The sequence below is a fragment of the Desulfatitalea alkaliphila genome (genome assembly GCF_022968795.1).
GTDB lineage: Bacteria > Desulfobacterota > Desulfobacteria > Desulfobacterales > Desulfosarcinaceae > Desulfatitalea > Desulfatitalea alkaliphila.
The window spans coordinates 143,491-166,917 of record NZ_JALJRB010000003.1 but is presented as its reverse complement, the minus strand read 5'-3'; the positions used below and the strand labels follow the sequence as shown (position 1 = coordinate 166,917).

General features: G+C 61.7%; 19 protein-coding genes. 15 read left to right on the top strand and 4 right to left on the bottom strand.

What is annotated here, in order from left to right; genetic code table 11:
* Positions 1–56 precede the first annotated feature (56 nt).
* Complete coding sequence (locus MRX98_RS04360) at positions 57–413, top strand: PilZ domain-containing protein (protein ID WP_246903298.1); 357 nt, start codon at positions 57–59, stop codon at positions 411–413.
* Positions 414–423: 10 nt separating this feature from the next.
* On the opposite strand, the gene MRX98_RS04355 is transcribed toward MRX98_RS04360, so the two are convergent.
* Positions 424–1,407: an NAD(P)H-quinone oxidoreductase gene (locus tag MRX98_RS04355; RefSeq protein WP_246903296.1), complete on the bottom strand. Its 984-nt coding sequence runs from the start codon at positions 1,405–1,407 to the stop codon at positions 424–426.
* A gap of 207 nt (positions 1,408–1,614) precedes the next feature.
* On the opposite strand from MRX98_RS04355, the gene rarD reads away from it, so the two are divergent.
* Positions 1,615–2,556 carry an EamA family transporter RarD gene (rarD, locus tag MRX98_RS04350; RefSeq protein ID WP_246903595.1) on the top strand — a complete coding sequence of 314 codons (942 nt, stop codon included), beginning with the start codon at positions 1,615–1,617 and terminating at the stop codon, positions 2,554–2,556.
* 519 nt (positions 2,557–3,075) lie between these two features.
* On the opposite strand, the gene MRX98_RS04345 is transcribed toward rarD, so the two are convergent.
* The 3 genes from MRX98_RS04345 to MRX98_RS04335 form a co-directional block, all read right to left on the bottom strand.
* Positions 3,076–4,053, bottom strand: coding sequence for a quinone oxidoreductase family protein (locus MRX98_RS04345; protein ID WP_246903294.1), 978 nt, complete (start codon positions 4,051–4,053; stop codon positions 3,076–3,078).
* A 118-nt stretch (positions 4,054–4,171) separates the two neighbouring features.
* Positions 4,172–4,930, bottom strand: a complete 759-nt coding sequence (locus MRX98_RS04340) for an SDR family oxidoreductase (protein ID WP_246903292.1) — start codon at positions 4,928–4,930, stop codon at positions 4,172–4,174.
* A gap of 50 nt (positions 4,931–4,980) precedes the next feature.
* Complete coding sequence (locus tag MRX98_RS04335; RefSeq protein ID WP_246903291.1) at positions 4,981–5,391, bottom strand: hypothetical protein; 411 nt, start codon at positions 5,389–5,391, stop codon at positions 4,981–4,983.
* 281 nt (positions 5,392–5,672) lie between these two features.
* Between MRX98_RS04335 and MRX98_RS04330 the strand changes: the two genes are divergently transcribed.
* The 13 genes from MRX98_RS04330 to MRX98_RS04265 all read left to right on the top strand — a co-directional run bounded on the left by MRX98_RS04330 (position 5,673) and on the right by MRX98_RS04265 (position 23,381).
* A complete protein-coding gene (locus MRX98_RS04330; RefSeq protein ID WP_246903290.1) occupies positions 5,673–9,290 on the top strand; it encodes a transporter substrate-binding domain-containing protein in 3,618 nt (1,205 codons plus the stop codon).
* A gap of 504 nt (positions 9,291–9,794) precedes the next feature.
* Positions 9,795–11,807, top strand: coding sequence for a response regulator (locus MRX98_RS21965; RefSeq protein WP_281432189.1), 2,013 nt, complete (start codon positions 9,795–9,797; stop codon positions 11,805–11,807).
* A gap of 53 nt (positions 11,808–11,860) precedes the next feature.
* On the top strand, positions 11,861–12,973 hold the full coding sequence (locus tag MRX98_RS04315; protein ID WP_246903289.1) for a hypothetical protein: 1,113 nt from the start codon (positions 11,861–11,863) through the stop codon (positions 12,971–12,973).
* Positions 12,974–13,364: 391 nt separating this feature from the next.
* Entirely contained in the window at positions 13,365–13,691 is a 327-nt protein-coding gene (locus MRX98_RS04310; protein ID WP_246903288.1) for a FeoA family protein, read from the top strand.
* Between the two features lie 12 nt (positions 13,692–13,703).
* The gene (gene feoB, locus MRX98_RS04305) at positions 13,704–16,232 is read left to right on the top strand and encodes a ferrous iron transport protein B (protein ID WP_246903286.1); all 2,529 of its coding nucleotides are present in this window, start codon (positions 13,704–13,706) and stop codon (positions 16,230–16,232) included.
* A gap of 304 nt (positions 16,233–16,536) precedes the next feature.
* Complete coding sequence (locus MRX98_RS04300) at positions 16,537–16,863, top strand: hypothetical protein (protein ID WP_246903285.1); 327 nt, start codon at positions 16,537–16,539, stop codon at positions 16,861–16,863.
* A 67-nt stretch (positions 16,864–16,930) separates the two neighbouring features.
* Complete coding sequence (locus tag MRX98_RS04295) at positions 16,931–17,752, top strand: DUF4198 domain-containing protein (protein ID WP_246903284.1); 822 nt, start codon at positions 16,931–16,933, stop codon at positions 17,750–17,752.
* 332 nt (positions 17,753–18,084) lie between these two features.
* On the top strand, positions 18,085–18,915 hold the full coding sequence (locus MRX98_RS04290; RefSeq protein WP_246903283.1) for a DUF3450 domain-containing protein: 831 nt from the start codon (positions 18,085–18,087) through the stop codon (positions 18,913–18,915).
* Complete coding sequence (locus MRX98_RS04285; RefSeq protein ID WP_246903281.1) at positions 18,912–20,297, top strand: MotA/TolQ/ExbB proton channel family protein; 1,386 nt, start codon at positions 18,912–18,914, stop codon at positions 20,295–20,297. Before MRX98_RS04290 ends, MRX98_RS04285 begins: the two co-directional genes overlap by 4 nt.
* Complete coding sequence (locus MRX98_RS04280) at positions 20,290–20,895, top strand: MotA/TolQ/ExbB proton channel family protein (protein WP_246903280.1); 606 nt, start codon at positions 20,290–20,292, stop codon at positions 20,893–20,895. The genes MRX98_RS04285 and MRX98_RS04280 overlap by 8 nt, the downstream gene beginning before the upstream one ends.
* On the top strand, positions 20,870–21,277 hold the full coding sequence (locus MRX98_RS04275; protein WP_246903279.1) for an ExbD/TolR family protein: 408 nt from the start codon (positions 20,870–20,872) through the stop codon (positions 21,275–21,277). The genes MRX98_RS04280 and MRX98_RS04275 overlap by 26 nt, the downstream gene beginning before the upstream one ends.
* A gap of 68 nt (positions 21,278–21,345) precedes the next feature.
* Positions 21,346–22,053 (top strand): energy transducer TonB, encoded by a 708-nt coding sequence (locus tag MRX98_RS04270; RefSeq protein ID WP_246903277.1) that lies wholly within the window; start codon positions 21,346–21,348, stop codon positions 22,051–22,053.
* The gene (locus MRX98_RS04265) at positions 22,050–23,381 is read left to right on the top strand and encodes a tetratricopeptide repeat protein (RefSeq protein WP_246903276.1); all 1,332 of its coding nucleotides are present in this window, start codon (positions 22,050–22,052) and stop codon (positions 23,379–23,381) included. Before MRX98_RS04270 ends, MRX98_RS04265 begins: the two co-directional genes overlap by 4 nt.
* Positions 23,382–23,427: the final 46 nt, after the last annotated feature.

Here is a 23,427-nt window from a genome sequence, read left to right as displayed (position 1 = left end):
GGGTCAGGAGCTACAACGGTACATTTTTGCACGGAAAAGGATCTGATTCGCATTCCATGGACAATAAAGGCAACAGCTCATCGAGCGGCAAAACGGATCAGCGTAAGCACCCCCGGATTGCCTTGGCACTTCCAATCACCATCATTGGGTTCAATGCAACGGCACGGGTGGTGGATTTCAGCCTCGGTGGTTTTCATATCGCAACGGATAACACCGAGCAGTTCAAGCAAGGACAGCAGATTCGCATCGCCGTTCGGTTTCCGGATGAGGCGGCCATCAGCTTCATCAAGGCATCGATCGCGCACATCGGACAGAAAGGGCTGGGCTGCCGTCTGATCGATGTGGATCCGGCCATCTACCGAATGTTGGAGAGTAATTTCGATTTTTACCGATCAACGATGCCGATCGAATGAGCGCCGGCGGTCAGGAGACCTGCAGAACGATCTTGCCGAAATGGCCCGAGGCTTCCATTTCCGCATGGGCGTCGGCGGCGGCGGCCAGGGGCAGCGCGCGGTGAATCAGGGGGCGGCAGTCGCCTTGGGCGATATGGGGTAGCACGCGCTCGGTAAATACCGTCACGATGGCGGTTTTGCGCTCTTTCGGCAGGGCGCGCAGCACCGATCCGATGATTCGTTGCCGTTTGACCATCATTATCCCCAGGTTGATTTGGCCCGTGGCGCCTCCCATGAGGCCGATCACCACCAGCCGTCCCTGCACGGCCAATGCCGCTTGGTTCTTGGCCAGATAGTCGGCGCCGATGTGATCCAGAATGACGTCGGCGCCCGCGCCGCCCGTGAAATCGCGCACCACCTCGGCAAAATTTTCGTTGCGGTAGTCGATTACCCGGTCGGCGCCCAGCGCTTTGACCCGCGCGATTTTGCCCGGGGAGGCGGTGACCAGGATGCGACAGTGGCTGAGCAGGGCGCGGCAAATCTGGATGGCGGCCGTGTTGACGCCACCGCCGCCGCCGTGGAGCAGCACGGTGTCGCCGTCGCTAAGGCCGCCGATCAGAAACAGGTTCAGAAATGCGGTGATGTAAACCTCCGGAATGGCGGCCGCGGTTTCCAGATCCATCGCCTCGGGAACGGCCATCAGATGGCCGGCGTCGGCCAGGGCGTACTCGGCATAACCACCGCCGGTCAATAGGGCCATCACCCGATCGCCCGGGCGCCAGTGTGTCACCCCCGGACCGACACGGTCCACCACGCCGGCCGCTTCCAGGCCCAGGATCTCCGATGCGCCGGGCGGCGGCGGATAGTTGCCCCGGCGTTGCACCGTGTCGGCCCTGTTGACCGATGTGGCCGCCACTTTGATGCGCACTTCGCCCTCGCCCGGCTCGGGCCGGGTCGCCTCGCCGAGCCGCATCACCTCGGGACCGCCGAAGCCGTCCAGTAGGATCGCTTTCATGATTCACCTCCGCTGCACGGCAACAACCGTGTGTTAGGGTCCGTCCAGGGTGGCCATCGCCTGGATTGCAAAGCCACCGCTTTCCTTCTATGCTTTAACTTGCCTTTTTGCAAATTCAGGGTATGAAGGATCACGGATCGGGGTCGCTTTCGATGCACTTGGCAGCCGGCCGCAACATCAACCGCTGGGGAGACAGCACCATTGGGCATGCCAACGGGAGCACAACCAGCAGGGAGTGAGATCGACGGGCCGGGTCCGATCAATACATTGACCGGTCCGGCGGCCGCCCTGGGGGCCTTCGGCATCTGGGCGCTCTTTCCGGTCTACTTCAGACAGTTCGGCAACATTGTCACACCTCTGGAAATTCTGATGCACCGCATGTTGTGGGCGGCCCTGTTTCTGGTGCTCATCGTTCTGGTCACCCGGCGCGTCGACCGCGTGCGGGCCTTGTTCAAGCGGCCCCGCGCCATCTTGGCGCTGGTGGGCAGCGCGGTGGCCGTCAGCTTCAATTGGGGCACCTTCATCTACGCCGTCGGCCAGGGGCAGATTCTGCAAAGCAGTTTGGGCTACTATATCAATCCACTCTTCAATGTCTTTCTGGGGTACTGCTTTCTCGGCGAGCGGTTGCACCCCATGCAGCGCCTGGCGGTCGGGGTGGCCGCCGCCGGCGTGTTGATCTCCCTGGTCGGCTATGGCCGCGTGCCCTGGCTCGCGTTGATTCTGGCGTGCAGTTTCGGCCTTTACGGGTTGATCCGCAAGCAGGTGGAGATCGACAGTATCACCGGGCTGATGGTGGAGACCTTGCTGCTGTTGCCCTTGGCCGTTGGCTGGCTGCTGACAATGCATCTGCGCGGTCAGTCGATGTTCGGCCAGGCCGGTTTGCGCATCGACCTGCTGCTCATCGGGGCGGGGTTGGCCACCATCGTGCCGTTGATTCTGTTCGCCGTGGCCGCGCGGCGGCTGCGGCTGGCCACCCTGGGCATTCTGCAGTACATCACCCCCACCGGCCATTTTCTGGTCGGCGTGCTGCTCTACGGAGAACCTTTCGCCGCCGCCGATGCGGTTACCTTCGGCTGCATTTGGGTCGGACTCGCCCTCTATACCGCCGATATGTGGGTGCACCATCGCAAGCATCTGGCCTTGAAATAGGGTTCGTCCGATGGCGGAAGCCCCTATTTTACGATAGCGATACCGATACCGATTTCGATTTCGATGGGAAGCAGTGGAAGGATGGGGTTTGATGCGCTGACGAAGGAAGCGCATCGTTTCAAATATCGTCATCTTTACTTAGGGTTCGCGAAACAATAACTTCTCATTTTATACATCCCTGCTTCAGGCCGTCTTGGCCCGATCAGCGGATTCAAAATCCTCGGAATAGCTCGCTATGCCTCCGGTTTTGAATCCGCTGATCAAAACCATTCGACCCGAATTCGGATGCCTGAAATGCGAATTTATTGTTTCGCGAGCCCTTAGGGAGGGACTTGCAGGGTGTTGGGATACAACACCCTGCAAGCAAGAGAGGAAGATGATGAAAAAGTCAGGCTTCACATGGTATGTTAGTTGTCCCACAGGCAAAGTCAAGGTGTTGGTGCAAATAATTTCGCCGAGGGCGGGCACACCTTTGGGGTGTCCCACCGGTGATCGGCCGGCGGCATGGGCGGCCACCGTTCAAGGCAGCAGTATCGCGGCACCCATGGTGCGACCGGCCTCCAGGTCGCCATGGGCGCGGGCGGCCTCGGCCAGGGGATAGCGTCGGCGGATATCGATTTTGACCGCCCCTTGGCGCACCACCTCGAACAGGTCTTGGGCATGGGCCAGCAGTTCTTCCCTTTTATGGGTGTAGGCCAGCAGGGTGGGCCGCGTTAAAAACAAGGAACCATGGGTGGCCAGCAAGCCGATGTCCAAGGGGGGCACCTTGCCCGATGCCTGGCCGAAGGAGACCATGGTGCCCAAGGGGCGCAGACACTTCAGCGAATCAAAGAAGGTGTCGCGGCCGACCCCGTCGTAAACCACGTCCACCCCCTCGCCGTTGGTGATGGTCTTGACCCGTTCGACAAAGTTCTCCTTGCGGTACAATATGGGGTGTTCGCAACCCAATGCGGTCGCCAGGGCGGCTTTTTCTTCCGAGCCGAAGGTGCCGATCACCGTGGCGCCCAAATGGCGCGCCCATTGGCAGACGATGCTGCCGACACCGCCGGCGGCGGCATGCACCAGGATCGTGTGCCCCTGTTGCACCCCGAAGCAGCCGTGCAGCAGATAGCGGGCCGTCATGCCTTTGAGCATCATGGCGGCGGCCTGCTCGAAGGCGATCTCTTGGGGCAGGGGTACCAGCCGGTCCGCCGGCACCAGGCGATGGGTGGCATAGGCGCCCGGCGGACCACTGGCACAGACCGCACGGTCGCCGGGGAGCCAGTCGGTGACGCCGTCACCCACCGCTTCCACCGTGCCGGCCCCCTCCATGCCGAGTACCGCGGGCAGGCCGGGCAGGGGATACAATCCGGTGCGATGGTAAATGTCGATGAAGTTCAAACCAATGGCGGCGTGCTTGATAAGCACCTGGCCCGCACCCGGCCGGCCGGGGTCGACATCTTCCCACCGCATCACTTCCGGTCCGCCGGTCGTGTGGATGCGAATCGCTTTTCCCATTTGTGCACCTCCTTTTATCGGGTGTAATTGACGCTGTTTTTGGCGACGGCCATTTACCGGAGGCGGCGTAAACCCTGCCGTCCGTTTCATGTGCCGGTGTAAAGTTGTCTTCGCCGGCTCAGGGATCGGTGTGCCCGGCGGCCCGCATGTAAAAGCGGTTCCATGCCGGGCTGATGACCAGCTCATTGATGCACACATGGCGCGGTTGTTGGGCCACCCAGGCGATGGCGGCGCCCAGGTCCTCCGGCTTGAGCATTCGGGCGAGGTCTTGGGCCGTCGGGGGCACGGGCCTTTGCGCCATGATGGGCGTGTCCACCTCGCCGGGGCAGATCGCGCAGGCGCGGATGCCGTTGACGCACTCTTCCATGTTGATGGTTTCGGTCAGAGTCACCACGGCGTGTTTGGCGGCGTTGTAGGCGGGGCCCACCAGGGCCGAGGTGCGCACCCCCGCCCAGGAGGACACGTTGATCACCAGACCGTCCTTCCGGGCGCGCATGTGGTTGAGGACCGCCCGGGTGCAGTAAAAAAGCCCGTTGAGATTGATGCGGATCACGCTGTCGAAATCGGCGGCGGTTTGATCTTGCCAGCGGCGCCGCTTGGTGTTGATGCCGGCGTTGTTGACCAGGATGTCGATGGCGCCGTGGTGGGCGACGATGGCGTCGGCCGCGCGATCCACGGCGTCGGCGTCGGTGACGTCCAAGGGGGCGGTGTGGGCCGCCCCACCGTTTTGGTGAATTTCGGCGGCCGCTTCTTCCAGCAGCCCGGCGCGGCGACCCGACAGGATCACGGTGGCGCCCCCGGCGGCCAAGACTTGCGCCCCGGCCAGGCCGATGCCGGTGCCGGCGCCTGTGACCCAGACAATCTTTCCTTGCAGCATGGTGTGGTTCCCTTCATTGAGTGGTGAGAAACTGAGCGGTCAAATGTCGGTTACTGCCCAAGCATCCGTTCCCCTTCGCCGAAGGCGGGGGAATAGACCGTGACCCGATCCGATGCATCCAGCCGGATGGTCGCGTGGGGATACATGGAATACCAAATGCCCAGGCGGTTGCCTTCGGCATCCAGAATCCAGGCGCCTTGTCCCGTCGAATAGGTGCCCCAATCCTCGGGCATCCAAATGAAAGGGATCATTTGGGCGAACCGCTCCGAACCGGGGGCCACCGGTTCCCAGAAACGGAGCACCGGCGTGTAGCGGGGGTCGATGCCGATGAAGGCATAAGGCATGGCGCCGCGGCCATCGAAAAAGTAGCGATAGGTTTCCGGGACGGCACCTGTTCGAAACATATCGGTCACGAGCGGGTCATGTTGCAAACGGCCGTAGGCGCTTGTGCAACCTTGCACCAGCAGTAGCCCCATTAAAAGAACAAGGGTTCTTTTTACTTTGCGAAAACCTGTTGTGCGGTGCCTGGGCAGGAACATGCCGTTACCCTCCGGCGTTTGGGGTGTACTTGAATATAATAGGAGAATCCGGCAGGTTGTCAATTAGACCCGCCGGGCGGTCACCTTCAAATTGACAGGATCGGGAATCACCGCTAATCTGAAGCGCGGATGGAACATGGTACGCCGACCCTTGGGTTTCGCAACGTCGCGGGAGAGGCCGCGCAGGCGGAAAGGGGCGGTGCTTGTGCCTTTTGCAGATGATCAACCCGCTACCGACCTGGACCGCCCTGATGCCCAATTGCAAATCGGTTTCGTCACTCCCGGCAACGGCCATCCGGCGATGCCGTGGTCACGTGCCGCGTTGGCTGCTGTTGTGGCTGATAGGGGCCTTCATGGTGTCGGTCGGTGGTGCGGCCGTCGCGGCGACCGACCAAGGGATCGCCCTTGACCCGACCCCCATCCAGGCCGCCGCCGAATTCCATTTGCCGCCTTTCAGTATCGTTGATGAGCAGGGCCGCGCCGATGGGTTTTCCGTCGAGCTGCTGCGGGCCGCCCTGGCCGCCATGAGCCGGGAAGTGGTCTTTCGCACGGGCACTTGGGCCGAGGTGCGCGGATGGTTGGCGCAGGGCGAGGTCCTGGCCCTGCCGGTGGTGGGCCGCACCCCGGAGCGGGAGGCCCTGTACGATTTCACCTTTCCCTACATGTCCATGCATGGCGCCATCGTGGTGCGCCGGGGGAGCGAGGGCATTCGCGCCATGGAGGATTTGCGCGGCCGCCGGGTCGCCGTCATGCGCGGCGACAACGCCGAGGAGTTCTTGCGGCGCGAGCCTCGCGAAATCGACATCCAGCTGACCGATACCTTCGAAGAGGCGCTGCGTCAACTCTCGGAGGGGCTGCACGACGCGGTGGTGATTCAGCGATTGGTGGCCCTGCGCCTGATTCGCGAAATCGGCATGACCAACTTGGAGGTCATCAACCAACCCATCGAGGGGTTTCGACAGGATTTCTGCTTCGCGGTGCGGGCCGGCGACCGGCGGACCCTGGCGCTGCTCAACGAGGGGTTGGCCCTGGTGATGGCCGACAGTACCTTCAACCAGTTGCACGCCAAATGGCTCGGTGCCTTGGAATTGCCCACCCACCGGCGCATCGTCATCGGCGGCGATCACAACTACCCGCCCTATGAATTTCTGGATGAGAAGGGGCAACCGGCCGGCTACAACGTGGATCTGACCAGGGCCATCGCCCGCGAGGTGGGGTTGGAAGTCGAGATCCGCCTGGGACCCTGGTCCGAAATCCGGGAGGGTTTGGCGCGGGGCGAGATCGATGCGTTGCAGGGGCTGCTTTACTCGCCTGAGCGGGATCGAACCTTCGATTTCACGGCGCCCCACATCGTCAATCACTATGTGGGTGTGACCCGCACCAACGGCATGTCGCCGCCGGAGTCGGCAAACGAACTGCGGGACTGCCGCATCATCGTGCAAAAGGGCGACATCATGCACGACTTCGCGGTGCAGAACGGCCTCGAAGCGCGGCTCACCCTGGTCGATGCCCAGGAGGATGCCTTGCGCGAGGTGGCCATGGGGCGCCAGGAGTGCGCCCTGGTCTCCCGTTTGACCGCCCATTACTACATCAAGGCCCACGGCTGGCAAAATTTGAACGTCGGCCGCAAGCCGCTGCTGTCGGCCGCTTATTGCTACGCCGTTCCCAGCGGGCAAAAGGCGCTGTTGGCCGAGTTGGGTGAAGGGCTCAAAGCCCTGGAGCAGACCGGCGAGTACCGTTGGATCTACAACAAATGGATGGGGGTGTATGAAGCGCCGCCGCCCGGATGGGGTGTGGCGCTGCGGCGGATTGCAGTGGTTGTCGGCCCCCTGGTGGGACTGCTGCTGGTGTTTGCCTTGTGGTCCTGGTCCTTGCGGCGGCAGGTGGCCCTCAAGACGGCGGCCTTGCAAGAGAGTGGCGACCGGTTTCAATATGTGTTCGAAGCGGCCAATGTGGGTAAATCCATCACCTTGCCCACGGGTGAGATGACGCCCAACAAGGCCTTTGCCGATTTTCTAGGGTATGCGGTGGACGAGGTGCGGGACAAACGCTGGCAAGCGTTCACCCCGGCCGAGGACATCGCGCCCACCGAGGCGATCATCGCTTCCCTGGTGGAGGGCCGTGAAAACAAGGCGCGTTTTGAAAAACGGTATGTGCACAAGAGCGGCGCCCTGTTGTGGGCGGATGTCAGTTCGGTGGTGCGGCGGGATGAAGAAGGCAAGGCCCTCTATCTAGTGACCACCGTCGTGGACATCACGGAGCGCAAGCGCGCGGAGGAGGCCCTGCACCATAGCGAAGAGTTTCAACGCGCCATGGTGGTCTGCTCGCCCGTGGCCCTCTACACTATCGATATGGAAGGCCGGGTGACGGACTGGAACAGCTCGGCCGGGCGCATCTTCGGTTGGTCAGCGGAGGAGGTCCTCGGCAAACCGCTGCCCGTCGTGCCGCAGGACAAACGGGCCGAGTTCGAGGCGTTGCTGGGGAGAGTCAAGAACGGAGACGAAATCCACGGCCAGGAGTTGATCCGCGTACGCAAGGACGGAGAACGAATTCCCGTCAGCCTTTCGGTGGCCCCCCTGCGCAACGACCGGGGGGAGATCGTCGGCATCATGGGAGCCGCCGAGGATCTGAGCGAGCGCAAGCGCAGCGAGGGCGAGCGGGAAAAGCTCCAGGCGCAACTGATGCAGGCCCAGCGCATGGAATCGGTGGGCCGGTTGGCGGGCGGCGTGGCCCACGACTACAACAACATGCTCAGCGTGATCATCGGTTACGCGGAGCTGGCCATGGACAAGGTGCCGCCGGAAAGCGCCCTGCGCCAGGATCTGGACGAAATTTTCGCCGCCGCGCGGCGTTCCGCCGACATCACGCGCCAACTGTTGGCCTTTGCGCGCCGGCAGACCATCAAGCCGGAGGTGCTGGATCTGAATACGGTCGTGGAGCGAATCCTGCGCATGCTGCGCCGCCTCATCGGCGAGGACATCGATCTGGCCTGGCAGCCGGCGGACGGGTTGTGGCCGGTCCACATGGATCCCGCCCAGCTGGATCAAATTCTGGCCAACCTTTGCGTCAATGCGCGGGACGCCATCGACGGCGTCGGTAAAATCACCATCGAAACCCGCAACATAGTCTTGGACGCGGCATACTGCGCGGATCACCCCGAAGCCGCGGTGGGTGATTTTGTGTTGCTTGCGATCAGCGATGACGGCTGCGGTATGGATGCCGAGACCTTGGCGTCGGTGTTCGAGCCTTTTTTCACCACCAAGGGTATCGGCGAAGGCACCGGATTGGGGCTGGCCACCGTTTACGGCATCGTTCGGCAGCACAACGGTTTCATCAATGTCTACAGCGAGTCCGGCAAGGGCACCACCTTTCGGATCTATCTGCCGCGGCATGGCGCTGCGATCAAACGCCCCGGCGAGGAACCCGCGGTGGTGGAGCTGCCCCGCGGCGGCGGCGAAACGGTGATGATCGTCGAGGACGAGACCGCCATACTGAAATTGACGAAAACCATCCTCGAACGCTTGCATTACAAAGTGCTGGCCGCGGCCGGTCCCGACGAGGCCATCTCGCTGGCCGCCGCCCATCAGGGGACGATTCAATTGCTGATCACCGATGTGGTGATGCCGGAGATGAACGGTCGCGATCTGGCCCGGCGGTTGCAATCGCTCAATCCCGACCTGAAGGTGCTCTTCATGTCCGGCTACACGGCCGACGTGATCGCCCACCGGGGCATGTTGGAAGCGGGCGTTCATTTCATCGCCAAACCCTTTTCCAACCGCTCCCTGGCGGTCAAGGTGCGCGAGGCCTTGGGCACCGAATAGCAGCCCTCGCTGTGATGATGCCGGGGCGCGGTGTTTTGCGTCGCCTTCCTTTCAGATCTGTTTGACCCCACCACATACACCTTTTGATGGGCGCAAGCGGCCCTATTGTCCTTTCGGACAGATACAGCGGGTGGCGGGCCCGATCCGATAGACTTGACAATTTTCGGCGATTCCGTCTGCCCATTTTTGTCAATTCCGTCCGGCGTCTTGGCTCGTGACCCCATGCGGGTTGTGCGTATCAGTCATGATATCGGGAGGTTGAATGTGGTTCCCATGGGTTGCTTGGAGAGAATCCTGTAGGGGCATGCTATTTGCATCGATTTGATGCGTGATCCAGCAGTCTGTCAAATGGCTTCAGCAATCGTCCGAATCACCAACCCGGCTTCCGTCAATAGCCGGGCCATCAGTGGGCGTGTGCCGATATTCGCCTTCAAAGGGGTATGCCGATGGCCTTTGGCCGTCTTCGGCCGGTCGGTGCGCTTCGGGTGCGTACAGGGGTGGAAGATGCAACTATTTGTGGATGAGATGTCAGTGAAACGGCGCAAAGAACCCAGGGATGCACTCATGCCGGCCGCCGCCGAGGGGCTCAATCGTATCGATTTGCATCCGATCACCCTCTCTTTCCATGGCGATCTGGAAGATCGGTTCCGTCAGAGCTATTGGACCAACTCCTTGCGCTCGGTGCGTTTTTCCCTCTTGGCGGGCATCGTCATGTATGCCGTCTTCGGGATCCTCGATCTTTTGCTGATCCCCGAAATGACGGGCACCCTCTGGACCGTCCGGTTCCTCATCGTTTGTCCTTTCCTGGCTGCCATGATCGGCTTTTCCTATTTCGCGGCTTTTAAGCGCTATTTTCAGTTCGCCATGGCCGCGGCCATGGCGGTGGCCGGCTCCGGCATCATTTACATGGTGGCAATATTGCCGCCGCCGGTCAACCAGACCTACTACGCCGGGCTGATTCTCGTGCTGATTTGGGGCTACACCTTCACCCGGGTGCGGTTCATATGGGCTACTTCCGCAGGCTGGTTGTTGGTAGCACTCTATGAACTTGTGGCCCACCAGGTGATCGAAGCGCCCTTCACGGTACTGGTGAACAACAGCTTTTTCTTCATCAGCTCCAATCTGGTGGGCATGTTCGCCTGCTACTTCATCGAGATGTACACCCGGCGGGATTTCTTTTTGGCCTTCCAGCTGGAGAAGGAGCAGGAGAAGGTCAAGACGGTCAATCGACGCCTGGAAAAGATCGTGGCCAAACGCACCTCGCAACTGGTGGAGAAGAACAAGGCCTTGAGCGAGGAGATCGAAGAGCGCAAGCGGGCCGAGCAAGAGCGCGAGGAGCTGGCGACCAAGTTTCGCGAAGCCCAGAAGATGGAGGCCATCGGCCGCTTGGCCGGCGGCGTGGCCCACGACTTCAACAATCTGCTCATGGGCATTCAGGGCAACAATTCGCTGATGTTGCTCAATACGACCCCCAGCCATCCCTTCTATGAGAAGCTGAAGAACACGGAAGCCTACGTGATCCGCGGTTCCGAACTGACCAAGCAGCTGCTGGGATTCGCCCAGCGCGGCAAGTACCAGGTGCATGCCACCCACCTCAACGAATTGATCGCGGAAAGCGCCAATCTGTTCGGTCGTACCCACAAGGAGGTGACCATCCACCTGGCCTTGGACCCCGAGCTGTGGGTGGTCGACATCGACCGCGGCCAGATCGAACAAGTGTTGTTCAACCTGTTGCTGAACGCTTGGCAGGCCATGCCCGGCGGCGGCACACTGACCATCACGACGCGCAACATGGTGGTCGATGAGCAGCGCGTGAAGGGGTGCAGCGCCCGGTCGGGCCAATATGCCGTTGTCCAGGTGGCGGACCAGGGGGTTGGTATGGACGCGGCCACCATGCAAAGAATCTTCGATCCCTTTTTCACCACCAAGGAAGTGGGCCGGGGGACGGGTATGGGGCTGGCCTCCGCCTATGGCATTCTCCAGAACCACAACGGCTTTTTTGAGGTGCAAAGCCGGGTCGGTAAGGGAAGTCGCCTCTCGTTTTTCCTACCCGCCTCAAACGGCGTGCCCGCGGTGGAGGCGCCGGAAATTCAGCGTACGGTCCGGGGCAAGGGGCGGATCCTGGTGGTGGATGATGAGGACATGATCACCGAAGTGGCCGCCGAGATGCTGACCAGCATCGGCTATCAGGTGCACACGGCAAGCTGCGGTCAGGAGGCGATCGCCTTTTACGAGGCCGCGGAGACCTATCCAGATCTTGTCATTCTGGACCTGATCATGCCGGGCATGAGCGGCTATGCCACCTATGACCGGCTCAAGCAGATCCACCCGGGACTCAAAGTGGTTCTCTCCAGCGGATACAGTATGCCCGATGAGGCCAACACCATCATCCAGCAGGGCAACAGCATGTTCATTCAGAAGCCATACAATCTCAACGATCTGTCGCAGCTGGTGGGCAAGATGTTGGCAGCGGGCCGCGCAACGGCTGCGGAGGCGGCCATGACCGCCGTAGGTTGATGGCGGGATGGGGGGTTGGTCGCGTCGTTGACACCGGAAAGGAAGAAGCACTCATGGGAGAACTGAATCCGACTTTCGTAAAATGTTTCAAAGAGCTGGAAGCGGGCCATCTTGCTCTGCGGCACAAGCTCAACAAGCTGACGCTCAAGGGCGACGCGCTGGAAGAGAAACTGGCCCGGGAACTGACGCTGTTCGAGAATTGGCGGATCGCGTTGATGGATCCTTTGGGGCGCATTGCCGAAAGCTTCCACAATGGCGATGCCGAGCCGCATCGGGCTTTCGTGCGATCCTCCCGCTATTTCGAGGCGGTTCAGGAAGCGCCCTTTTATTGGCAGATCATCAACAAGCCCAACGGTTATGCGGGTGACGCCCAGATGATGTCCTTCATCTACCGCAATCAGTTCGAGGGCAAGACCCCTTTCGGCATGCTGCTGCACAAACATGCGGTCTCCACCAAGGCTTGCCAGGCGGTGCGCAACCGCAAGTTGTTCCTGACCCAGGAGATCACCAAACTCAACGGCGGCAAGGTGCTCAGCCTGGCGGCCGGCCCGGCCCAGGAAATTCGCGAACTGCTTGACGTCTACACAGAGGATCCCTATCATTTCCTTGCCCTCGATCACGACATGGACACCCTGAAAGCCTATGACATTTCGGATCGCGAGCCCCGTTTCAAATACGCCTTGGCCAATGCTTTCCAGATCATCTCAGGCAATTACATGGCGGCCCGCCCCCGGCGCCTGATGGTCAACTTCTGTTCGCCGCGCAAGGATTTCCGCGGCTTGCGGTTCGCCCTGAGCCCGTTGAAGTACGAAATGTCCTATCTGAAAAAAGAGAGCTTCGATCTGATCTACAGTTCGGGTCTGTACGATTACATCAAGACCTTTCCCCTGGACGACAGCAAAGGCACCGTCGCCCTGACCCGCAATCTGTTCGAACTGCTCAGGCCCGGCGGTTCGCTGGTGGTGGGCAATTTCACATTCGGCAATCCCGTGGACCTTAAGTTTGTGATGGAATATGTGTACCATTGGTTTCTGTTTTACCGCGACGAGCAGGATATGCTGGAGTTCGCGCGGGCCATCCCGGAAGAACAAATCGAAGATATCCAGGTGTTCAAGGAGTCTCTCGGTATCAATTATTTTCTGAAGATCACCAAAAAGGCCGCCTGAGCGGCCAATCCCGCCTAGGCGCCCAATGGGCGCCCACCCGGTACAGCGACAACCACCTGCCCAACCCGCCGTTCCGGTCGCGTTGCCACCCCAGGGTGTCTGCGACCGTGCGACCGCTTTGGCCGCGAAATACACCGCGAGCGCACCTCCCCAAATATCCACTGAATCGACGCCCCCATGCGATGATCCATCGCACGCACTCTTGATGCGTGAGCCCCAAGGGCAAGGGCCGACGAGAGGACCCCAAACAAGTTGTGCAAAATGCGCCAAAAAGGCTTGACAAAATTTTAGCGATAGGTAAAGTAGGGATCGCTTTAAATGTTAGAAGATACGAATAAGGAATGAATTTTAAAAAAAAGAAATAATAATAAACAATTCTGAGAGGGTTTAAATGTTCAACCGCCATCGCCGCCGTAAACGCGCCATGGCAGCCGGATGTGACGGCTGCACCGATTTTTCCCTTCAACAGCCCATGGGGCCGGCCTGCCATTGCCGCGTGCTGGCCGATATCGGCACCGGCTGCCGGTGCCGTATCCGGCGCCATCGGTCCCAAGGTGCGATCCGGCAACGACTCCTCGACCTGGGTTTCGTGCCCAACGCCGAAGTGGAAGTGGTGCGTTGCGCCACCTTGGGCGATCCCTTGCAGATGCGCCTGGGGGACTACTCCGTCACCCTGCGTAAGCGGGAAGCCGATTTGATCGAGGTCCAGGAGGGGTAGGCGGGCATATCCATGAAAAGCAGCGGCCAAAACGTCACCGTAGGCCTGGCCGGTCAGCAGAATGCCGGCAAATCGACGGTTTTCAACATGCTCACCGGGGCCAACCAGCACATCGCCAACTATCCCGGCGTCACCATCGATAAAAAGGTGGGCAGCTACCGCAACCGCCAGGGGCGGGTGGCGGTGGTGGACCTGCCCGGCACTTACAGCCTCACCTCCTATTCGCTGGAGGAGCGGGTGGCCCGGGACTTTTTGCTGCGGGAAAAGCCCGACGCCATTGTCAACGTCATCGACGCATCCAGTTTGCGGCGCGGGCTGTACTTCACTTTCCAAGTATTGGAGATGGGGTTCCCGGTGGTGATGGCCCTGAACATGGTGGACGTGGCCGAGGCCCGTGGCCGTGCAGTGGACGCCGCGCAGTTGGGACGACTGCTGGGGGTGGCCGTAGTGCCCACCGTGGCACGTAAAAAGCGCGGCAAGGCGGAGCTGCGGCAGGCCATCCGGCAGATTGCGGGGGTCCGGCAGGGTCTGTCCGGGGCGGCGGAAGGAGGCTTTCGCGTCGATTACGATGTCCTGGAGCCGGCCATCGCCACCCTGTCGGACCGTCTGGCGACCTCTAAGACACTGGTTGCCATGGCGCCTGCGCGTTGGTTGGCGATCAAATTGCTGGAAGGCGATGTCGGCACCCGCACGCTTGTCAGGACCCACCATGTCGCAGCAGAAGCCGTGTTGGCCGAAACGGATGTGGCGACCGAAGCATTCGAGGCGGCCCATGCCATTTCCACCGGCGACCACATCGTCTCCTGTCGTGACCGGGCGGCCGCCGATCTGGCCGACCGATGCCAGCAAGCGACCTTGCCGGGAGCGGTGCACCTTTCGGAAAAGATCGACCGGGTGTTGTTGCACCGGGCCCTGGCGCCGCTCTTTCTGGTGGCCACGGTCTACCTGATCTATGAGTTGTCCATCGTCCAGGGCTACAAGCTGACCACCTTGACCTGGCCGGCCTTGGCCTGGCTGCGCGCCACCGTGGCCGGCCTGCTGCCGGACCCCGGCCTGCTGCACGACACCCTGATTCGATCCCTGGCCCTTTGGATGGTGGACAGCGTCAACACCCTGCTCAACTACGTGCCGGTATTTCTGATCCTGTTCGTACTGATCGCCATTCTCGAAGATTCGGGCTACATGGCCCGCATCGCCTTCATCCTCGACCGGGTGTTCCAGAGCTTCGGCCTGCACGGGCAGTCCACCTTGCCCTTCATCCTGGGTGGTGTTTTCACCGGCGGGTGTGCCGTGCCGGGCATCATGGCCACCAAGGGCATCCCCGACGAACGCTCTCGGCTGGCCACCATCCTCACCGTGCCCTACATGAACTGCCTGGCCAAGATTCCGCTCTACACCCTGCTGGTGAGCATCTACTTCACGGCCCACAAATCCTATGTCATGCTGTTCATCTCCACCATCACCATCATCATGGCCATGATCGTGGCCAAGTTGTTGACCATCACCATTCTGGCGGGCCGTGAAACCGCTCCCTTTGTCATGGAGATGCCCAACTACCATTTGCCCACGCCCGTCGGCGTGCTGCGCCGGGCGCTGGACCGCACTTGGTCTTACATCAAGAAAGTAGGCACCATCGTTGTGGCTGTGGCCGTATGCGTCTACGTGCTGCTGCAGTACCCTGGGCTGCCCCAAGAGCGGCTGGATCATTTCGACGCCGCGATGCAACGCGCCGTGAGCAATTTCCAGGAAGGCATCCAGGATACGGCTTATGCCGATCTGCTGCAGGGGCCGCGCATCCTGGAACTGCTCAATGTCGCCTCGGCCTACCGCGAGGCCAAACTGGCCGCCACCAACCAGGCGGCTTCCGCCGCAGTGGACGCGCGCTTCGAAGCGCGTCACGCGGATTTATACCCCCTGTTGCGCCCCCGGGATGCCGAAGCAAGGTCCGTCAACCGTGCTTTGCGCACCTTGGCCGGCGAACGCAGCACCCTGCGCACCCGGATTCGGGAAGAGACCATCGTGCACAGCTATTTCGGCACCATCGGCCGGTCCCTGGAACCGGTGACCCGCTTCGCCGGGTTCGATTGGAAGATCAACGTGGCCCTGATCAGCTCCTTTGCCGCGCGCGAGTCCAGCGTGGCCACCCTGGGCGTGCTGTTTCAGGAAGGCGTGGACGAAAACATCACGCTGGAAGAGCGCATGGGTCGCGAAGGCGCGGCCGACGGCCGGACGTCGCTGCATGCATTGGCCCTGATCATCTTCTTCGTGCTCTACCCGCCCTGCCTGGCCACCACCATCACGGTGAAGGTGCAGACCGGCTCCTACAAATGGATGCTTTTTTCCATCGTGTTCCCGACGATCTTCGGCCTCGCCGTGGCCGGCGGAGTGTTCACCGTCGGCCGCCTGTTGGATCTGAGCGGGATCCAGGCCATGGCCGCTTTTTACCTGCTGGCCCTGCTGACGGCCGTGGGGCTCGCATTCGTCAGAGATCCCGCCTGGGCCCGGCAGGGGGCCGCGATCATCGAAAAGAAGGGAGCATGATACCAATGATTTGGGAATACCTCATCCTTGGCCTCATTGTCGGCTGGGCGGTTTTCTACCTCTGGCGCACCTTTTTCCGCAAAGGCGGGTGTGCCTGCGGCTCCTGCCCGAGCGCCAAAAGCGCGGACTGTCCGACCCGCGGCACCCCGGATCTGTGCACTCTGACGGATGTCGCCGAACCAATGACCGATCACCCATCCACGGCAACTTCGGCACCTCGATCGAATGACAGCGATGAAATACCCCGACGCAATGACCCGTAAACCACATCACCTTATTTAATTCAATCAATGGAGGAATGTTCATGAAAACCAGAGGATATCTGTTTGTCTGTGTTCTTTTGACCGGTATCGCGGCCTTTGCGGCGCCCGCCGCGGCCCACACGCCGCTGTTCTCCTGTTTCGACAACGGCGACGGCACAATCTTTTGTGAAGGTGGCTTTTCCGACGGCAGCAGCGCCGCCGGTACGCCCATCCTCGTCAAGGACGGATCCGGCGCAGTGCTTTTGAAAACCGAGCTGACACGCAACAGCGAAGTTGAACTCGAGAAACCGGCCGGCGCCTACACCGTCGTTTTCGACGGCGGGGACGGCCATCAGATCGAAATTTCCGGCAGCCAGATCTTCGAATAGTAAACCGGATATGGACTTAGAGCAGTAAACAAATTGATCCCATCGCATAAGAAAACAGGAGACTTCCATGAAGCGTTTTTGGTTGATTGCAGTTGTTTTGACCCTGTTGGTCGGCTCCCCGGCGCTGGCCCATTATCAGTTGCTTTACACCCCCCTGACCGCTTTGGAGCGCGGCGGCGAGATGCTCCTGAAGCTGGTGTTCACCCATCCCTTTGAAGGCGGCCACACCATGGACATGGCACCGGTGCAGGAATTTTATGTGGTGCATCAACGCGGCGAAGAGGGCGAGCCCCGCAAAACCGATTTGAAGGAGCATCTCAAGCAGATCACCTGGACGAGCCAGGGGCATGCGGGCAAAGCATACGAAGCCAGGCTGCCGGCTCGCATCGTTCGTTCCATGGGCGATTATGTGTTCGTGCTGGTGCCCGGTCCCTATTACGAGCCTGCGGATGAAGAATATATTCAGCAATTCACCAAGTTGATGCTCAATGTGGGTGGGGTTCCCGGCAATTGGCACCAACCGTTGGGTCTGCCCGCCGAAATCGTGCCCTTGGACAAACCTTACGCCAACTGGACCGGCGGTATCTTCCGCGGCGTGGTGATGGCCGACGGCAAACCGGTGCCCAATGCGGAGTTGGAAATCGAATACCTGAACTACACCCCTGACATGGAGAAGAACGCCTTTGCCGGCAAGCCTAAGATCGAGGCGCCCCACCCGGCTTTCGAAACCATCGGCATCCGCGCCAATAATCGTGGTGAATTCGCCATCGGCCTGCCCAAGGCCGGCTGGTGGGGTATCGCCGCCCTGGGTGTGGGCGAATCGGAATTTGACGGCAAACCGGTGGCCCGGGAAGCAGTGCTATGGGTCCAAGTGACCGACCTCCCATAGCGCGACCCGATGATATCCAAATGTCGAATGGCACATGGGGATCCATCCGGCACTGTAAGCAGCAGGATGCCTTTATGCGCCATTCGATGTTGGGAAAAGGTGTACGGATCGCATCTTGATGCGGGAAACGAATGGGCTGAAACAATAGAAAAATAGAAATCAAAAAGTAATCCTGACGTTCTTTGGTCCTCATGGGGACGCAAAGAAAGTGCGGGCGTAACAGCGAACGCGGCAGCGGCGTGTCCTGTTACGCTTTTTTTTTGATGACCGCTTTGAATTGCGCCTGATCGGAAGTTCCGGAGGGTTCGGACCGCTATGGAGGTAAAGACCGGATGATGTCGGGAACCATAACGCATAACAGCGCGGGCCGGAAGCTCGACCCCGGTGGTATTTGGCGCGCCGCGTCAGCCATGGCTTTGGCCCTGCTGTTGACCTTCGGGGGCGGGCAATCGGTATCGGCCGAGGGGCCCGTGACGCGGATTATCGATGCGGAGGCCGCCGTTTTGCAGCAGGGCCGCGCGTCCCAAGGCCGCATCGATGCAATGGCCGAGGAGACGGATCAGCTGGTGCATGAATATCGCGACATGGAGCGGCATCATGAACAAGTGACCATATACAACGATCACCTGTCCCAAATGATTGCTTCCCAGGTATCGGAGCTGGCTTCCCTGGAGCGGCAGATCGGCCGGATCGAGGTGACCCAGCGGGAGATCGTGCCTTTGATGCTGCGGATGCTGGCGGCCCTGGAAGGGTTTGTGGCGGCGGACATTCCGTTTCTGGTCGAGGAACGCAGCGCCCGCTTGGCGGGTCTGCGCGCCCTGATGCATCGGGCCGACGTGGATCTTCCGGAAAAGTTCCGCCAGCTGATGCTGGCCTACCAGACCGAAGCCGACTACGGGCGCTCCATCGAAGCCTACCAGGGAGAACTGCTGTTGGACGGGCACTCCCGCAGCGTCGAGTTCCTGCGCCTGGGCCGTCTGGTGCTGGCCTATCAGACCCTGGATCGCCGCGAGAGCGGATTCTGGGACGCCCACCGGCGGCAGTGGACGGCTCTGGCGGCCGACTACAACCTCTCCGTCCGTCAGGGGATCCGTATGGCCCAGCGCCAGGCGGCGCCGGATTTGATCCAGGTGCCCGTGTTTGTAGCGGAGGTTTTGCCATGATGCGTGCCATCCGGTTCCCCTTTGGATTGCTGATTTTGCTTCTGCTTTTGCTGATGCCGATAGGCCCCGGCGGCATGGCATTGGCCGCCAGTGACCTGGATCGGTTCCTGCAAACCATTCAGGAGCGGGCCGTGGAAGAGCAGCGCCGCAACGCGGAACGGGAACAGGCCTTCCGCGCCGACCTGGACGGCGCTCGCCGGCAGGTCCGGGAGATGCGGCAGCGGCTGGAGGCGGCTCAGGATCGGCAGGAACGCCTCCTGGCCGATTTCGAGACCAACGAACTGGCCTTGATGGCGCTGGAGGCGACGTTGCGCGAACGCCAGGGCGATCTGGGGGAGATGTTCGGCGTGGTGCGCCAGAGCGCCGGGGACGTATACGCCCAGTTTCTCGGCTCGCTGGCCATGGCCGACCAACCGGAGGCCCTCGACTTCGTGCACCGGTTGAGCAATAGCCGCGGACTGCCGGACATCGAGGAGCTGGAGCGCTTCTGGATGTTGATGCTTGAGGAGATGGTGGCGACCGGCCGGGCGGCACCGTTCACGGGTGAAGTGGTGGCGCCGGACGGCCTGCGCCGGGAAGCCGTGATCATGCGCGTGGGGGCTTTTAACGTCATTGCCGACGGCCGTTACCTGACCCACGTGGAGGGGCGCAACCAGTTTCTGGAGCTGCCGCGCCAACCCCGGAATCGTTATCTGCGGCAGGCCCGGGCCCTGGCCGAGGCGCCGCCGGGGGAGGTGCGGCCCTTTGCTCTGGATCCCTCCAGGGGCGCCATCCTGGCCCAGCTGGTCCAATCGCCTTCCCTGGTCGAGCGGGTCATGCAAGGGCGCGAGATCGGCCTGGTGATTCTCCTGCTGGGGCTCTTGGGGATCGGTCTGTTCGCGGTGCGCTTTACTTTGCTCACCCTGGTCGGACGCCGGGTGCAGCGGCAGCTGCGGACCGATCGGGCCATGGCGGACAATCCGCTGGGCAGGATTCTGGGATTGTACGACCGGAATCACCAGGTGGATCCAGAAACCCTCGAAATCCGGATGGACGAAGCGATTTTGCGGGAAGTGCCGCGCCTGGAACGGGGTTTGACCTTCATCAAGATCCTGGCGGCCGTGGCGCCTTTGCTGGGCCTTCTAGGCACGGTGGTGGGGATGATCAACACCTTCCAATCCATCACGCTCTTCGGCACGGGAGACCCGCAGCTCATGGCCGGGGGCATCTCCCAGGCCTTGGTGACCACGGCCTTGGGGTTGACCGTGGCCATCCCCTTGCTGCTGCTGCACAGCATTGCCGCCGCCAAAAGCCGAGGTCTGGTGAACATCATGGAAGAGCAGGGCGCCGGGCTGCTGGCCGAGCACATGCAGCGGCAGCGCGCGGGCGGTTGCGATGGCTGAGCCCCTCTTCGCCCTGCGCCGCTTTTTCGATGCCGGCGGACCGATCCTGGGGGTCATCTTCCTGGTGGCCGTGGTGCTCTGGATGCTGATCATCGAGCGCTACTGGTACCACTGGCGGCTCTTTCCAAGGGAGTTGGCCGCCCTGCATGGGCGCTGGCGTCTGGCGCCCTGTCCGGACCGGCGGCTGGCGGAAAAGATGCGCTTCAAGGATCTGTCGGTGTTGCGCCAGCGGCTGACCGCTTCGCTGCCCCTGATTCGCACCTTGATCGCCGTCTGCCCGTTGCTGGGGTTGCTGGGCACCGTCACGGGGATGATTCATGTGTTCGAAACCATGGGTTTCAGCGGCACGGGCAACCCCCGGGCCATGGCCGCCGGGGTCTCCATGGCCACCATTCCCACCATGTCCGGTCTGGTGGTGGCCCTTTCGGGATTCCTGTTCAGCATCCGTCTGCAGCGCGGCTGTGAATCGCGGGCGGCCCTGGCCGCCGACACCCTGACCCGGGAAGTGTGCATGGGGTGTGCTCTGGACGGGGCCGCAGCCCTGGAAACAGCAGGCAACAAGGAGACGCACAATGCGCTACCGACGCCGTCAGCGTGAGGAAGAAACGGCCCGGATCGATATGACCTCCATGATGGATGTGGTGTTTATCATGCTGATTTTCTTCATTGTCACCACCTCTTTCGTCAAGGAGGCCGGCATCGAGGTCAACCGGCCCGCGGCCACCACCGCCCAGCGCCAGGAACGCGGCAACATCATGATCGCCGTATCGGACGGCGGGGCGATCTGGATCGACGGCCGCCAGGTGGACCTGCGGGCCGTGCGGGCCAATGTGGAGCGTTTGCGGGCCGAAAACCCGGAAGGGGCCGTGGTGATCCAGGCCGACGCGGCATCACGGACCGGCATTCTGGTCCAGGTGATGGACCAGGTGCGCCTGGCCGGTGTTCTCAATGTCGCCATCGCCGCCGACAGCTTGCGATAGGTCGTGTCCAATGGACAATCGGTGTCCGGTATGCCTTTAACAACCTACCCAGGTTCCCAATCATCGCCATGACATATACCCAAGCCCGATTCAAAGCGATATCGTTTGCCAACTCCCCTGCCCGCTACGGCCTCGCCCTGATCCTGGCCCTTTTATCCGCCATGGGGCTGTTCTTGCTAATGGACGGGCTGATCGGTCGCGGCCGGTTCGACCTGGGGGGGATAAGAACCCAGCCATTGCCCCAATTCATCCGGGCCGATTCGCCGCCGGAGGCGGTCCGGGAGCGGGAACGCGAAAAGCCCACGCCTCCCGAACCGCCCGAGCAGTTGCCGCCGATGGAGGCCATGGCCAATCCCGTGAACGCCCCGCCGGACATTCCCCGAATCGATCCGCCGCCCCTGGCGGTGCAGCCCGATCTGGCCCTGGCCGGCGTACCCGTTGCGTTGCCGCCCGCCATCAGCACTCCGTCCGGTGATCCCGGGCTGATGCGCTACACCGGACCGCTCACCCCGGTGCACCAGGTGATGCCCCGCTATCCCCACCGGGCGCGCATGGAGGGCGTCACCGGCTGGGTGCGGCTGGAGTTCGTCATCCAGACGGATGGCGGTGTGCGCGACATCCGGGTGGTGGCGGCCGAACCGAGGCGTGGCATCTTCGACCTGGAGGCGGTGCGCGCATTGAGCCGCTGGCGCTTTCAACCCCAGACCCGGGACGGCGAGGCAGTGCCGGCCCTGGCCACCATCACCATCGCATTCAACCTGGAGGGAGAATCATGAACCTTTGCTTCGCGCAATCGTTGCGGGATCGGGCGCAGGCAGGCCCTTATGCCCGCCGGCGCCCCACCCGACCCGCATCATCCCCGCGGCGCGGTCCCGGACCGTATCGGTTCGTCCTCCTGGCATGGCTCTGCCTACTGGCGCCGGTTCTGGCTCCAGCCGATACCTTTACGGTCTCCGAAGGCGCGCACAAGCAGCTCACCGCCGTCCGGGAACGGCTGAACGCAGGCCAATGGGTCGAGGCCGAAACCCTTCTGGACCAGTGCATCACCGCCTTCAGCCGGGAGCCGTATGCCCTGGCCGTCGCCTGGCAGATGCGGGGCTATCTTTACGGTGAAACCGAGCGACCCGCGCAGGCTTTGGCTGCTTTCGAACAGGCCCTGACCCTTGATGCCCTCGATCCCGCGTTGCAACAGCAGATTCATTACAACAGCGCCCAATTGCTGCTGGTACTCCAACGGCCCGCGGAAGCGGTGCGGCGCATCGAAACCTGGATGGCCGCCATCGCCGATCCCACACCTGATCAGCGTGTGCGGGTAGCCTGGATTTACTTCGGCGCCGAGCGTTACAAAACCGCCGCCGGCCATCTGGAAAGCGCCATTGCTGCCGCCGCAACCCCCGAAACCAGCTGGTATGAACTGATGGTAGCGACCCTGCACCATGCCGGCGACTACAACGGCACGGTGCGCTGGCTGCCGCGGCTCATCGAGCGTAACCCCCGCGAAAGCCGCTACTGGCTGCAGCTTGCCGGCGCCTATTTGCAGCTGGGCAAGGAGCGGCAGGCCGCCGCGGTGCTCTCCGCCGCTTACCACAATCAGCTGTTCCAGGAACCTGTTGAAATTGTTCGGCTGGCCCGGTTTTACTGCCAGGCCGGTGTTCCCCACAATGGCGCCGGAGTGCTCGAACAGGCCCTGGATGCCGCCCGGCTGCCCGCCAATGCCGACCACCAGCAACTGCTGGCCGATGCATGGCTCCAGGCCCGGGAAACCCGGCGCGCCGTCCGGGTCTTGACACACAAGGCCCGCAACGGCGGCGGATGCCAAATCCGCCTGCGCCTAGGGCGGCTGCTGATGCAATTGGGAGAGTGGGGCGAGGCCCGAGAGCATCTCGATTACGTAATTCGCGCGGGATGTGAAGGGCGGCAGGGCGCCGAACCGTTGCTGCTGCTCGGCATGGCCGCCTATCAGGAGGGGCGCCTGGAAACGGCGCGCGCAGCCTTTCTGGAGGCACGCAATCGTCCGTCCCTGCGCAAACAGGCGGAAAGCTGGCTAACTATGATCGAACAAGCCCTTTCCCGGAGATGCAATGTTCCCGGGAAATGCGGTTGAGCAGGGATTTCTAAAAAGGTCTGCAAGGGGCCACAAGCAAAAGCCT